The 12,604-nt window shown below is 69.7% G+C and carries 13 protein-coding genes; 7 read left to right on the forward strand and 6 right to left on the reverse strand.

What is annotated here, in order from left to right; all coding sequences use genetic code 11:
- Nucleotides 1-32: 32 nt before the first annotated feature.
- From KHU32_RS02355 to ggt, 5 genes are all read left to right on the forward strand, one after another.
- Nucleotides 33-671, forward strand: a complete 639-nt coding sequence (locus KHU32_RS02355; protein WP_213668428.1) for a TetR/AcrR family transcriptional regulator — start codon at nucleotides 33-35, stop codon at nucleotides 669-671.
- Nucleotides 672-754: 83 nt separating this feature from the next.
- On the forward strand, nucleotides 755-1,660 hold the full coding sequence (locus KHU32_RS02360) for a GntR family transcriptional regulator (protein ID WP_213668429.1): 906 nt from the start codon (nucleotides 755-757) through the stop codon (nucleotides 1,658-1,660).
- Nucleotides 1,661-1,721: 61 nt separating this feature from the next.
- Nucleotides 1,722-3,320: an ABC transporter substrate-binding protein gene (locus KHU32_RS02365; RefSeq protein WP_213668430.1), complete on the forward strand. Its 1,599-nt coding sequence runs from the start codon at nucleotides 1,722-1,724 to the stop codon at nucleotides 3,318-3,320.
- A 4-nt stretch (nucleotides 3,321-3,324) separates the two neighbouring features.
- On the forward strand, nucleotides 3,325-4,176 hold the full coding sequence (locus tag KHU32_RS02370; protein ID WP_213668431.1) for an alpha/beta hydrolase: 852 nt from the start codon (nucleotides 3,325-3,327) through the stop codon (nucleotides 4,174-4,176).
- Nucleotides 4,177-4,178: 2 nt separating this feature from the next.
- On the forward strand, nucleotides 4,179-5,783 hold the full coding sequence (ggt, locus tag KHU32_RS02375; RefSeq protein WP_213668432.1) for a gamma-glutamyltransferase: 1,605 nt from the start codon (nucleotides 4,179-4,181) through the stop codon (nucleotides 5,781-5,783).
- 38 nt (nucleotides 5,784-5,821) lie between these two features.
- Here ggt and KHU32_RS02380 read toward each other — a convergent pair whose 3' ends face one another.
- The 5 genes from KHU32_RS02380 to KHU32_RS02400 form a co-directional block, all read right to left on the reverse strand.
- Nucleotides 5,822-6,649 (reverse strand): PhzF family phenazine biosynthesis protein, encoded by an 828-nt coding sequence (locus tag KHU32_RS02380; RefSeq protein WP_213668433.1) that lies wholly within the window; start codon nucleotides 6,647-6,649, stop codon nucleotides 5,822-5,824.
- 48 nt (nucleotides 6,650-6,697) lie between these two features.
- A complete protein-coding gene (locus KHU32_RS02385; RefSeq protein ID WP_213668434.1) occupies nucleotides 6,698-7,456 on the reverse strand; it encodes a helix-turn-helix domain-containing protein in 759 nt (252 codons plus the stop codon).
- A gap of 59 nt (nucleotides 7,457-7,515) precedes the next feature.
- Nucleotides 7,516-8,430 carry a 2-dehydropantoate 2-reductase gene (locus KHU32_RS02390; RefSeq protein ID WP_213668435.1) on the reverse strand — a complete coding sequence of 305 codons (915 nt, stop codon included), beginning with the start codon at nucleotides 8,428-8,430 and terminating at the stop codon, nucleotides 7,516-7,518.
- Entirely contained in the window at nucleotides 8,427-9,380 is a 954-nt protein-coding gene (locus KHU32_RS02395; protein WP_213668436.1) for a bifunctional helix-turn-helix transcriptional regulator/GNAT family N-acetyltransferase, read from the reverse strand. The genes KHU32_RS02390 and KHU32_RS02395 overlap by 4 nt, the downstream gene beginning before the upstream one ends.
- A gap of 71 nt (nucleotides 9,381-9,451) precedes the next feature.
- Nucleotides 9,452-10,405, reverse strand: a complete 954-nt coding sequence (locus KHU32_RS02400; RefSeq protein ID WP_213668437.1) for a DMT family transporter — start codon at nucleotides 10,403-10,405, stop codon at nucleotides 9,452-9,454.
- Nucleotides 10,406-10,518: 113 nt separating this feature from the next.
- Here KHU32_RS02400 and KHU32_RS02405 point away from each other — a divergent pair, with 113 nt between their 5' ends.
- Together KHU32_RS02405 and KHU32_RS02410 are read left to right on the forward strand one after the other, a co-directional pair.
- Entirely contained in the window at nucleotides 10,519-10,986 is a 468-nt protein-coding gene (locus KHU32_RS02405; protein ID WP_249680504.1) for an Lrp/AsnC family transcriptional regulator, read from the forward strand.
- Nucleotides 10,987-11,035: 49 nt separating this feature from the next.
- Entirely contained in the window at nucleotides 11,036-11,806 is a 771-nt protein-coding gene (locus KHU32_RS02410; protein ID WP_213668439.1) for a nucleotidyltransferase domain-containing protein, read from the forward strand.
- Between the two features lie 21 nt (nucleotides 11,807-11,827).
- Here the strand turns inward: KHU32_RS02410 and KHU32_RS02415 are convergent, their stop codons facing one another.
- The gene (locus KHU32_RS02415; protein WP_213668440.1) at nucleotides 11,828-12,451 is read right to left on the reverse strand and encodes a hypothetical protein; all 624 of its coding nucleotides are present in this window, start codon (nucleotides 12,449-12,451) and stop codon (nucleotides 11,828-11,830) included.
- Between the last annotated feature and the right edge of the window lie 153 nt (nucleotides 12,452-12,604).

The raw sequence follows: 12,604 nt of genomic DNA on the forward strand, positions 1-12,604 counted from the left end.
AGTACATAAATAGATGTGCTACCAGCAGCCGCATGTCAACGCCGCCTGACCGCCGATCCCGCAAGCGCCTGGCCACGCGCCAAGGCATCTCCAACGCCGCCACCCAGCTCTTCTTCGAGCGCGGCTTCGATCGTGTGACGGTGGATGAGATCGCCGAGGCCGCCGACGTCGGGCGGATGACCGTGTTCAATCACTTCCCCCGCAAGGAGGACATGTTCTTCGATCGCGACGAGGAAGGGCGCGAGGTGCTGCGCGACGCCCTGCGGCAGCGCGATCCGGGCGTGTCTCCCGTCGAGACGCTGCGCCGGCTCGCCCATCGGCTCATCGCGGAACGGAGCCCCTATGTGGAATTCTCGGCCCGAAGCCAGAGCTTCATCAGGACGATCGAGGGCAGCGAGGTCCTCAAGGCACGCGCCAGGGCGATACGTGACGAGCTCGCCGAGGTCGTGTCCGTGGCGCTGACCGACGGCGCCGGGCGCCCGCCCGGCGATCCCGACGCCCGCCTCGCCGCCGGCCTGCTCCTGGCGACGTGGAGCGTAGCCTTCCTCCAGGCGCACCGGATCTTCCGGCAGAAGCGGAGTTCGGCGGAAGCGAAAACCGCCTTCCTCGCCCTGATCGACAAGGGAAGCCTGGGCATCGAGGCCGCGATGGCGGGCACGCCCTACACCTGAAGCACATGCCTCCAGCCGATCGCCCGGCAGTCCTCGTCGGAAAGACATTGTTCCCGGCCACGCGATGCTGACACAACACACGCATGACGGCTCCCCTTCTCGCTGAGACCTCCGCCCTGCACCGGGAACTCGCGCGCGACATCCTGCTGGGCCTGCGTGCCCGCGGCGCCGTGCCGGGCGAGAAGCTGTCGCGCCTGGCCTTGGCGAAGGAGCTCGGCGTCTCCCGCACGCCTGTCGAGGGCGCGGTGGCCCTGCTGGAATCGCTGGGCGTGGTGGAGACCGAGGGGCGTGCGGTGCGGCTGCGCCACGTCGCCTTCGATCCCGAGCACCTCGTGCCCCGCGCGGCGGAGGAGAGCGATGCCGTGGCCGAGCTCCTCGTCGCCCTGGCGCGCGACCGCCGCAGCGGCGCGCTGCCCGAGGAGGTCTCGGAGCGCCTGCTGCAGTCGCGCTACGCCGTGGGGCGCGCGGTCGTGGCGGCCACGCTGCGGCAGCTGTCCGACGTAGGCGCCGTCATGCGCAACCGCGGCCATGGCTGGCGCTTCGGCCCGGCCTATTCCTCCGCCGAGGACCGCGCCGCCTCCTATCGCTTTCGCCTGATGCTGGAGCCGACCGGCCTGCTGGAGCCGGGTTTCTCCCTGCCCTCCGGCTGGGTCGCGGGGATGCGCCGCGCGCATGAGCGTTTCCTCGGGCGCGCCTGGAAGGACACGGACCCGGTGCATTTCTTCGAGACCAATGCCGCATTTCATCGCGGCCTGGCGGAAGGCTCCGGCAACCGGTTCCTGGTCCAGGCCATCGAGCAGCAGAACCAGCTCCGCCGCTTCTCCAACTACGACTGGCAGCGCGGGATGGAGCGCGTGCGCACCTCCGCGGCCGATCATCTCGGCATCCTGGAAGCGCTAGAGGTCGGCGACCGGCCGGAAGCCGCCGAGCGGATGCGCCACCACCTGGCCGGCACGGCGAAGCTCGCCTGGCGATCGCGAACCGGCTGATCGGCCATATTGCATTTTGCGGGGCATAGCGCATTCTTCGGTCAAATCCGAGGAGCGTGACATGCCGAAGCTGCCCGTCACCCGCCGCTGGCTGACCCGCGCCGGCCTTGCCGCAGGCGCCACGAATGGATGGATCGCGGCCGCCCTCGCGCAGGGCGCCGGGACCTCCGGCCTCCTGCGCATCGGCATGGCGGCGCCGAACACCACGCTCGATCCGCACCTCCAGAACAACGCGCCGAACAACGCCGTCGCCAGCCATATCTTCGACACGCTGGTGACGAACGACGCGGCCTCCCACTCCACGCCCGGGCTCGCGGAATCCTGGCGGCTGACCGACGACACGCATTGGGAATTCACGCTGCGGGAGGCCCGCTTCACCGACGGCGCGCCCTTCACGGCGGAGGACGCCATCGCCTCCATCCGCCGCGCCACCGACATTCCGAGCACCGCCTCCTTCCGCACCTATACGCGGAGCGTGAAGTCCATGTCGGCGCCGGGGCCGAGGCGCCTGCTGGTGAAGACCGACGGCCCCGATCCCCTGCTGCTCAACTCGCTGAGCCGCGTCCGCGTGATCGCCGCGGGCCGCGCCGGGGCCGGCACCTCCGACTACAATAACGGCACGGCCGCCATCGGCACGGGCCCCTTCGTCCTGCGGGAGAACGTGCCGGGCAGCTACATCCGCCTCGCCCGCAACGACGCCTGGTGGGGGCCGCGCCTGCCCTGGTCGGAGGTCGTGCTGCGCATGGTCACCGACGATGGCGGCCGGCTGGCGGCACTGCTCTCGGGCGATCTCGACCTCATCGAGGCCGTGCCTTCGCAGAGCGCGTCACGGGTGCGATCCAGCCCGCGCTTCCACCTCATCCGCGGCATCTCCAGCCGCTTCGTCCACGTCAATCTCGACGTCCATCGGGACGTCACGCCCTTCGCGGCCGGCCCTGACGGTCGCCCCCTGCCCGCCAATCCGTTCAAGGACCTGCGCGTGCGGCGGGCGCTGAACCTCGCGATCAACCGTCAGGCGATGGTGGAGCGCGTGATGGAGGGGGATGCCGTCGCGGCCTCCCAATTCCTGCCCAAAGGCCAGCCCGGCACCTCCGACCGGCTGGAGGTGCCGCCCTTCGAGCCCGACCGCGCCCGCGCGCTGCTGGCCGAGGCCGGATATCCCAACGGCTTCCGCATGACCTTGCATGGCCCGAACGACCGCTACGTGAACGACGCCAAGATCGTGCAGGCCATCGCCCAGATGTGGAGCCGTATCGGCATCGAGACGCGCGCCGAGGTCATGCCCTGGTCCGTCTATGCCTCGCGAGGCCCGCGCGGCGAGTTCAGCGCCGGGCTCGCGGCCTGGGGCGTGAACACGGGCGAGACCTCCAATCCGCTCAAGGCCCTCTGCGCCACCTGGGATCGTGACGCCGGCATGGGCGCCTCCAATGCGGGGCGCTACTCCAATGCCGAGGTGGACCGGCTGGTGCTGGAGGCGTTGCGCACCATGGACGAGGCGCGCCGCAACGCGATGCTGGCGGAGGCCAGCCGCCTCGTCTTCGAGGACGTCGCCATCCTGCCCCTGCACCACGAGGTCTCCGTCTGGGCCGGACGGCGCGACGTCACCTACCAAACCCGCAATGACCAATACACGCTCGCCATGGGCGTGGGACGGAGCTGACCACATGACCGATGCACCCGCCGGCGCCGGCGAAGCCAGGGCCCGCGCCCTCTACGACCTCGGCCCGACCGCGATCTTCGCGAGCAAGGCGGATCCGCGCTTCCACTACGCGCTCTACGTGCCGCCGCAGGTCGGCCAGGGCGCGAAGGTGGAGCTGCTGGTGGCGGTGCACGGTACCTCGCGCACCTCCTTCCTGGAGTTCCGTGACGGCTTCTCGGAGTTCGGCCGCTGGAACGACTGCGCCGTGCTCTGCCCAGTCTTCCCCGTGGGCGTGCGCGGCGACGGCGCGCGCTCGGGCTACAAGTACATGCAGGAAGGCGACATCCGCTACGACGAGGTGCTGATCTCGATGGTGGAGGAGGTCGCGGAGAAATACGGGCAGAACTGGTCGCGCTTCGCGATCTTCGGCTTCTCCGGCGGCGGCCATTTCGCCCACCGCTTCGCCATCCTGCATCCGCGCAAGCTCTGGGCGGCCTGCATCGGCGCGCCGGGCTCGATCACGCGCCTCGATCCGACGCGCGACTGGTGGGTCGGCATCCGCGACATCAAGGCGCGCTTCGGCGTGGAGTTCGACGGCGAGGCGCTGGCGCAGATCCCCGTGCAGATGGTGGTGGGCGACGCCGATCTCGAGACCTGGGAGATCACCCACAAGCCTGGCGGCACCTATTGGATGGAGGGCGCCAACGATGCCGGCGCCACGCGGCCCGAGCGGCTGCAGGCGCTCGCCCAATCCTTCCGTGACGCGGGCGTGGACGTGCAGCTGGACCTCGTGCCGGGTGTTTCGCACGATCGCCTGAAGGTGCTGGGCCGCGTGAAGGATTTCCTCGCCAGGACCCTCGCGCGGATGCGGAACTGACCATGCCGGGCATGATCGTCGCGCCGCAGCCCGAGGCGGTGGAGGCCGGCGCGCTGGTGCTGAAGCGCGGCGGCAATGCGGTGGACGCCGCCATCGCCTGCGCCTTCGTGCAGGGCGTGGTGGACCCGCTGATGTGCGGCATCGGCGGCTTCGGCTCCATGCAGGTCTACATGCCCAAGCGCGGCGTGCATCAGGTGCTGGAATTCTACGCGCGCGCGCCGCTCGCCTCCCGGCCGGAGATGTGGCTCGACAAGCTGCTCGGCCAGTCGCGCGACGGCTTCGCCTTCCTGCTGGAGGGCGGCATCAGCGAGCAGGGATGGCTCGCCGTCTGCACGCCGGGCAACGTCGCCGGCTATGCGGAAGCGCTGTCGCGCTGGGGCACGCTGGACTGGGCGGAGGCCATGGCGCCCGCCATCGCCGAGGCGCGCCGCGGCGTGATGGTGCGGCCGCACATGCATTGGTTCTGGTCGCAGGACCAGAGCGGCAGCGGCCAGGTCAATACGGCCGACAAGCTGCGGCTGACGAAGACGGGGCGCGAGGTCTATTTCCGCCCCGACGGCTCGCTGAAGCGCCCCGGCGACATGCTTCACAACCCGGACCTCACCCGCACCCTGGAGCGGCTGGCCAAGGGCGGGCCCGAGCTCTTCTACCGCGGCGAGCTGGCGCAGGAGATGGCGGCGGACTTCGCCGCGCAGGGCGGGCTGATCGCAGAGGAGGATTTCGCGCAGTTCAAGCTGTCCGCCGTGGAGCCGATCTGGGGCAGCTATCGCGGCCACCGCATCGCGACCAACCCGCCGCCCTCCAGCGGTCTCTCCATGATCGAGCTGCTGAACATCCTGGAGAATTTCGACCTCGCCGCGCTGGAGCATAACGGCGCGGAGCATGTGCGCCTGCTGGCCGAAGCGATGAAGCGCATGACGCTCGACAAGGACGCGCATATGGGCGACCCGGCCTATGTCGACGTACCCGTCGCGCGCCTCACCTCGAAGGAGCACGCTGCCGCGCATGCCGCGGAAATCCGCGCCGGTGAGCGCGCCACGGTGAAGCGCCTCGACCGTTCGCAGCGCGAGACCACGCATGTCTCCGTCGTCGATGCCGAGGGCAATGCCGTGGCGCTCACGCACACGCTGGGCAGCCCTTCCGGTGCGATCACCGAAGGGCTGGGCTTTATGTGGAACGGCACGATGAGCCGCTTCGATCCGCGCCCGGGACGCGCCGGCTCCATCGCGCCGGGCAAGCGGCGTTCCTCCTCCGCCGCGCCCACCATCGTCTTCAGGGACAACAGGCCCTTCATCGTGATCGGGGCGCCAGGCGGCTCCTACATCGCACCGGCCGTGGCGCAGGGCATCATGAACGTCATCGACTTCGGCATGCCCATGGCCGAGGCCGTGGCGGCGCCGCGCGTGATGGGCGTCTCGGATTCCATCGACGTCGCCAATCGCGTCCCGCGTCATGTCACCGACGCGCTGGAGGCCGAGGGCTACAGCGTGAAGCGAAGCTGGATGAGCTATGCTTTCGCCGCGCTGCACGGCATCCGGATCGAGGGCACGCGGCTCGAGGGCGGCGCCGATCCGCAACGCGACGGGATGGCGCTGCGGGTCGATTGATCGGGCCCGCACCCCATCGAGGCGCGCGGGCCTTCGCTTCAGATCAGCTCCACGCGGCCGCTGAGCCGGCAGCCGGGATTTTCCGGATCGGGCCGCACATGGATCTCGCTCGGGCTTCCCATCGCCTCCCCCTGGCGGACGATCAGGCCCTCCGCCGGCGCGCCCACGCCGTAGAAAAGCGCCGCGGCGGCGATGCCGGTCGCGGCGTCCTCCGGATAGCCGGAGGCGCGGGGGAACTGGCGGGCATGCACGACGCCGTCCGCCCCCTGCGCCCAGGGATAGAGGCCCGTTGAGCCGATGGCATCGCAGACCGCGCGGATCCGAACGGGATCCGGAACCAGCGCGTGCAGCCGCGCGAGATCGGCGACGGGCACCAGCGTCTTCACCCGGCTGGTGGCGGCGTTCAGCACCCGGGATCCGGGACGCAGATCGCCCGCCGTCAGGCCCAGGACGGCCAGCACCGCGGCGGCCTCCACGACCTCCTCCACCCGGCCGGGCGGCTGGGTGATCTCGACGCCGCCATCAGCCGCGAAGAGCGCGCGCACCGGGCCGGAGAGGGTCTCGATGCGGAGCTCCGGCTTCGGGGCGAGGCCGCGCTGTCGGAGCAGCCACGCCGCGCCGAGCGTTGCGTGGCCGCACATCTCCATCTCGTGCCCGGGCACGAAGAAGCGGAAGCGGAAATCGGCGGTGGCAGGGTTCTCCGGCGGCAGGACGAAGCCGCTCTCATGGCCGTGCTCGGCGGCCAGGGCGCGCATGGCCTCGGCCTCCATGCCCCGCGCATCGAGCACGACCGGACAGGGATTTCCACCCCCCGGCCCGGCCGGGAAGACGGAGAGCAGGACGGGCGTGGGGTGCGTCGGCTTCATGCTCGCAGCATGTCCTACAGGTCGAAGATGGGCGCGCCGGATCGGGCCCTATTCCGCGCCGGATCGGGCCGCCGAGGGCGGCGTTCCCGCGTGCCGCCGGAAGAGGCGCGCCAGGTGGGAGGGCGAGGCCAGCCCGACCGCGTGGGCGGCCGCCAACACGCCCTGCCCCGCCCCGATCCGCCGCGCCGCCTCCCGCACCCTGAGACCGTTGAGATGATCGGCGATGCTGGTGCCGACATGGCGCCGGAACAGCCGCGTCATCTGGCGGCGGGAAAGCCCGAAGCGGGCGGCCAGTTCCTCGAGCGAATGCGGCTCGTTCAGCCGCGCGCGCAGGTGCTCGACCAGGGCCTGCACGACGGCGGCGCCATGCTGTTCGGCGGTGGGTTCCGGCCCGACCTCGGCGGCTTCCTCCAGCAGCAGGCGGTCGGCAAGCCGGGCACGCTCGGAGGCGTCGGGCAGGCCGTCCCGATAGGCGAGAAGCGGGGTCATGGCCGGCGGCACCAGGCCGAGATGCCAGGCCCGCCGCGCCAGCGGCCAGCGCCCGAGCCGGGCGAGAGGAAGGTAGAGGACGAGGTGGCGATGCGCCTCCCCCGAGGCCCGCGTGCGATGCGCGAGGCCGGGAGCGACCAGCAGCGCCTGGCCCGGGCGCAGGGGCGACGTGGGGCGCCTGCCCTCCAGCTCGAAGCGCATCGCGCCCTGCCGCGGCAGCAGGAGCATGGCGCAGTCATGCGCGTGCCAGTCCGTGGCGTAGTCGGGCCCGGCGGCCGCGACAGCCGCCCCTTCGGCCCGGTTCAAGGCGAAGACCATGCGATCCATATAGGCGAAGCGCGGCGCCCTGGGAGTGGGAAAGCGATCCCGCCTGGGACCTAGCCCGTCGCCGCGTCGCTCACCGCCCGCAGCAGCGTCAGCAGCGCCGTATTGACCGGCGTGGGCACCCCATGGCGCTCACCACAGGCGACGACCGCGCCCGTAAGGGCATCGACCTCGAGCGCGCGCCCCGCAAGCCGGTCGAAATACATCGAGGTCCCGGCCTCGGGCGGATAGGACAGAAGCGCCGCCATGATCCGCTCGACCTCGTCGGGCGCAAGCTGGGCGCCATCGGCAAGCCCGACCGCGACCGCCTCCCCGAGGATGGAGCGGCACAGCACCTGGATGTCGGGGCGGCGGAAGACCGCCTGGCGCTGCTGCGTCAGCGCGGTGACCGGATTGGCCACGGCATTCAGCAGGAGCTTGCGCCAGGCGAGCGTCGCGAAGTCGGCGCTGCGCAGGATCCGCATCGGGCTGCCGTCCAGCAGCTCGGCAAAGGCCCTCCCCCCGGCATCGTCCCGCACGGCGAGCTCGTATCCGCCGGCGGGCCTGATGCGCACGCGATCGGGCGCGAGGCGCTCGCCATTGTAGTAGACGATGGTGGGCACGACGGTGGCCGGCCCCACGAGGGGCGCCAGATGCGCCTCATGCCCGATGCCGTTCTGCATCGCGGCGATCCTGGTGCCGGGGCCGCAAAGCCGCGCGAGCCACGGCGCCACCGACGCCGTCTGGTGCACCTTGGTCACCAGCAGCACCCAGTCCACCGGCGCCGCTTCCTCGGGCCGGGTAAGCACCCGGGGCTGCACCTCCACCAGTCCTTGCGGCCGCTCGACGACGAGGCGCTCGATCGGCGACCGGACGCAGACGGTCACGTCATGCCGCTCCAAGGCTGCCAGGGTGCCGGCGACGACCCCGCCGATGGCGCCCAACCCGATGACGGCGATGGTGGGGCGCCGCGGCGCGCCGGCCGTCATGCCGCCTTCCCCGCGGGCGCCGCGCCGTCGAGCCGCAACTCCCAGATCTGGCCCATGAGGTCCTTGCCGAAGGAATGGTGCGGCGCCTCCTCGACGAGGCTGAAGCCGGCACGCTGGTAGATGCGCCGGGCGGCGGCGAGGATGTCGTTGGTCCACAGCATCAGCGAACGGTCCCCCACCTGGCGGGCACGCGCGATGCAGGCATCGACGAGCTTCGCGCCGAGGCCGGTGCCGCGCGCTTCCGGCTCGACATAGAGCAGGCGCAGCTTGCCCGTGCCCGGCGTCTCGCCGCGCACCAGGAAGACGGAGCCGGCCACGCGGCCATCGATCTCGGCGATCCAGGCGGCGTCGTGGCCGGAATCGAAGGACTGCACGAAGTCGGCGAGGATGCGCGCGGCCATGGCGTCGAACTCGCCGTTCCAGCCGTATTCCTCGGCGTAGAGCACGGCCTGGCGATGGGCGATCCAGCCCAGGTCACCCGGCTTCAAATCCCGCAACGTCGCTTCAGGCATCGAACTGTCCTCGAAAACTTTCGTGATGGAATCGACCGCCGAGAGCAGGCGCCGGCGCCGGCCCTCCGGCAGGGTGCGCAGCAGCGTACCCACGGCCTCGTTCGTGTTGCGCTCGAGGGCCGCGAAGGTCGCGCGGCCTGCCCTGGTCAGGGAGAGCGGCCGGCGCCGGCCGCCCTCGGGGTCGGCATCGGATTCGAGCAGCCCGCGCTCGGCGAAGCGCTTCAGCGTACGGCTGAGCTGGCCGGAATCGAGATCGAGCGCGCGAAGGATATCGGCGGCGGCGGGCGCGGTCCGTTGCGCGAGCTCGTAGAGGATCCGCGCCTCGGTCAGCGTGAAGGGGCTGCCGTCGAGCCGCGCGTTCAGCAGGCCCAGACGGCGCGTGTAGAGCCGGTTGAAGGCGCGAAGGGCGGCGACCTCGCTCTGGCTGATATCCGTCATGAGGCCAGCCTAGGGGAATGCTGACTGAGTCAGCAATCCCCTATCCTGACACCAACAGCATGGTCCGGTGGTCAGGGCGAGCGGGGGCGGTGCGCGGCGATGCAGGACAGCACGCTGAGCACCACCAGGCCGAAGGCCGCGGTCTCGAGCTGCGTCGGATAGCGCTGCTCCCACAGGAAGCCATAGACCAGCGCGAAGAGCGTCTCGAAGAGGATCATCTGCCCCACCATGGTGAGGGGCAGCAGGCGGCTCATCCGGTTCCACAGCGCATTGCCGCCGATCGAGGCCAGCACCGCCACGCCGACCGACACCGCCGCCAGCTGCGCCCAGGCCAGCGCGCTATGCTCGCCGGCGCCCAGGGCCACGGCCAGCGGGAGCAGCAGCACGGCCTGCGCCCCGGTCATCACCCCGGTGAGCAGGTTCCAGTCCTGGATGGAAACCTTGTCGAGCCGGCCGAGCCAGCGGCTGTTGCCGACCGCATAGGCCGTCCAGGAAGCCAGGGCACCGATGGCGCAGAGAAGACCCACGACCTGCTGGCGCACATCGCCGGAGGACGGCATGGCGATGGCCTGCCAGCCGATGCAGATCGCCCCCGCGGTGCAGAGCAGCAGGGACGGCATCAGGCGGGCGAGCGGCACCGCGCCACGGTCCCGGCTACCGATGAGCGTGACCGTGACGGGGAGGAAACCGATGACGAGGGAGGTCATGGCGATGCCGCCGGTTTGGACGGCGTTCGACAGCAGCAGGTAGTAGAGCCCGTTTCCGGCCAGGGCGAGCCAGGCCAGCGCCAGCCATTGGCGAGGGGCCACCTGCCCGAGGACCCTCCGCCAGCGCGGCGCGAGCAGCGCGGCCGAGAGCAGGCCGAAGGCCAGGAAACGCCCGACGGTCAGCTGCAGCGGGCTGAATCCGCGCACGAGTTCCGGCGCCAGGAACACCGTCCCCCAGAGCGCGCCCGCGCCCATGCCGAAGAGGATGCCGGTTGAAATGGAGTCGCCGGGAAGGCTGCGACTCTGGGTGATGCTCATGGGAGAGGGTCCGCAATCAGGAAGGTGCGGCCGAGGATTATCATCACCCCATCGGGAATTTTTCGCTTGATGGTGCACCTAAATGCAACAAATACTCGTTTATGGCCCGCAAAATGCAGCGTTCGCTCGACCCCTTCGACCGGTCGATCCTCCGCATCGTCCAGCGCGACAACAAGACGCCGCAGCGCACCATCGCCGAGCAGGTCAACCTCTCGGCCGCGGCGGTGCAACGCCGGATCGCCGCGATGGAGATGTCGGGCGTCATCGCGCGCAACCTCGCGCTCGTGGACCCGGCCTCGGTCGGCATGACCATCACCGCCATCGTCGAGGTGCTTCTGCGTGACGAACGGGCGAGAACGGTCGATGCGACCAAGGCGCTGTTCCGTGCCGCACCGGAGGTGCAGCAGTGCTACTATGTGACGGGCGGCACGAGCTTCGTGCTCATCATCATCGCGCCCGACATGGCGGCCTACGAAGGCACGACCCGGCGGCTCTTCGCGGAGAACGATGCGGTGGCCAGCTACCGCACCCTGATCGCCCTCGATCGCGTGAAGGCGGAGACGGCGATCGTGATTCCGTAGCGGCGGATTGAGGCACGCCGAAGCGCACGGGATGCGGATAGGAAGCGACATGGCCGTGGATGCAGACGGGTTTATTCCGACCCTTCCCGATATCGCCTTCCAGAGCGAGTTCCGGCCGCTCCTCAACGAGGCGCGTCTTCGGCTTGCCGCCGAGGCCGGTCCGCTGCTTCACAGCCTCTACGTCTATGGAAGCGTCGCCGAAGGGCGGGCTGTCCCCTATCGCTCGGATCTCGATCTCTCGCTGGTGGTGATCCGAGCGCTTTCAGAAGCGGAAGCGGCGAAACTCGATGAAATACGGGCCTGGCTGGAGAGGGCGCATCCCGTCGCCACCAAGGTCGATTTCGACATCGGCACCCTCGACGAGGTGCGATCTGCCGAAGGTAAGTTCAGCTGGGGCTATTGGCTGAAGCATCATTGCCAGTGCCTCCACGGCGACGATCTGCGCCCGGAGTTCAGCCCCTTCCGGCCCTCCAGGGAAATCGCCTGGGCCGTCAACGGCAACTACCGCACCGTGCTTTCCGATTACGACGCCCGCATCCGCCTCGCGCCCACGGAGGAGGAAGCGCAGAGGCTCCAGCGCGAGGCCGCGCGGAAGGTCATCCGCTCGACCAATATCCTTCGACGGGACACGGATACCGACTGGCCGATGACGCTCGAGGAGCACGTCGCGCGGCTGACCCGACGCCATCCTCTCATGGCGGCCGAGGCGCAGTTCTTCCTGGCGCAAGCGAGCCTGCCCGCGGGCCCACCCTCGGTTTTCCTGACGCATCTGCGCAGGTTCGTTCAGTGGATGAGCAGCGAGAGCGATCCGCCCGCTTGAGCGATCAGGATAGCTTGTCGCTCACAGGAACTGCGGCACCAGATAGATCACCTCGATCCCCTCGTAGATGGCGCCGATCAACAGCATCAGCACGATGAGGATGTAGAGCCGCGCGACGGCAACGGCCCCGGCCTTGTAACCCTCCCAATGGGAGCCCAGCCCGTACTGGTCCGGAAGCAGGAACATCCGGGCGTGGACATAGGCCGCGAAGGCGCCGAGCACATAGGCCATCCCCTCGATCACCAGCGTGAGCGAATGGGGCATCATCATGCCGCCATAAGGACCGAGTGGAGCGAAGGAGAAGCCCCAGATCACCCCGCGATACAGCGTGATGAGGATCCCGGTGAACGGGAAGATGAATGACGGAAGCGTCGTCATGGTCACCGAGACGGTGAGATTCACGAAGAAGGTGGCGGCGATCGCCATCAGCAGCTGCCGGCTTCCGTACAGGCCCGCGGCCCATCGCAGGATTCCCGGCTGCTCGAAGGAGCCATGGGCCTGGTCCTGAAAATAGGTCTGCAGATCCGGCACGAACATGGCCACGGCCATGGCGGCGAGCAGAAGCCCGAAGAAGGCGAGGCTCAGCGCCACGAACGCCATCTTATGGCGTGTGATGAGCGATATCGCCTCGTGAAAATGATGCATCACCCGTTCCTTGAAAGGTTCGGCGATCGGGTGGCTGCGCAGCGGGGCCGGGAGCCCGCGATTCCGCAGCAATCCTCCTCGCGCCCCCACCGCCATTCACGCCCAAGGCGTCGCTTGTCCTTCGACCACCTTTGACATCTGTCACTTAGTGAC

Source organism: Roseococcus pinisoli (genome assembly GCF_018413645.1).
Classification (GTDB): Bacteria; Pseudomonadota; Alphaproteobacteria; order Acetobacterales; family Acetobacteraceae; genus Roseococcus; species Roseococcus pinisoli.

Excerpts from the sequence above, each read along its gene's own strand:
- KHU32_RS02395 (WP_213668436.1), bottom strand. The coding sequence starts at position 9,380 with ATGACGGATATCAGCCAGAGCGAGGTCGCCGCCCTTCGCGCCTTCAAC.
- KHU32_RS02380 (WP_213668433.1), bottom strand. The coding sequence starts at position 6,649 with ATGAAGCCGACGCACCCCACGCCCGTCCTGCTCTCCGTCTTCCCGGCC.
- KHU32_RS02355 (WP_213668428.1), top strand. The coding sequence starts at position 33 with ATGTCAACGCCGCCTGACCGCCGATCCCGCAAGCGCCTGGCCACGCGC.
- KHU32_RS02415 (WP_213668440.1), bottom strand. The coding sequence starts at position 12,451 with ATGCATCATTTTCACGAGGCGATATCGCTCATCACACGCCATAAGATG.
- ggt (WP_213668432.1), top strand. The coding sequence starts at position 4,179 with ATGCCGGGCATGATCGTCGCGCCGCAGCCCGAGGCGGTGGAGGCCGGC.
- KHU32_RS02385 (WP_213668434.1), bottom strand. The coding sequence starts at position 7,456 with ATGGTCTTCGCCTTGAACCGGGCCGAAGGGGCGGCTGTCGCGGCCGCC.
- KHU32_RS02365 (WP_213668430.1), top strand. The coding sequence starts at position 1,722 with ATGCCGAAGCTGCCCGTCACCCGCCGCTGGCTGACCCGCGCCGGCCTT.
- KHU32_RS02405 (WP_249680504.1), top strand. The coding sequence starts at position 10,519 with ATGCAGCGTTCGCTCGACCCCTTCGACCGGTCGATCCTCCGCATCGTC.
- KHU32_RS02360 (WP_213668429.1), top strand. The coding sequence starts at position 755 with ATGACGGCTCCCCTTCTCGCTGAGACCTCCGCCCTGCACCGGGAACTC.
- KHU32_RS02410 (WP_213668439.1), top strand. The coding sequence starts at position 11,036 with ATGGCCGTGGATGCAGACGGGTTTATTCCGACCCTTCCCGATATCGCC.
- KHU32_RS02400 (WP_213668437.1), bottom strand. The coding sequence starts at position 10,405 with ATGAGCATCACCCAGAGTCGCAGCCTTCCCGGCGACTCCATTTCAACC.
- KHU32_RS02390 (WP_213668435.1), bottom strand. The coding sequence starts at position 8,430 with ATGACGGCCGGCGCGCCGCGGCGCCCCACCATCGCCGTCATCGGGTTG.
- KHU32_RS02370 (WP_213668431.1), top strand. The coding sequence starts at position 3,325 with ATGACCGATGCACCCGCCGGCGCCGGCGAAGCCAGGGCCCGCGCCCTC.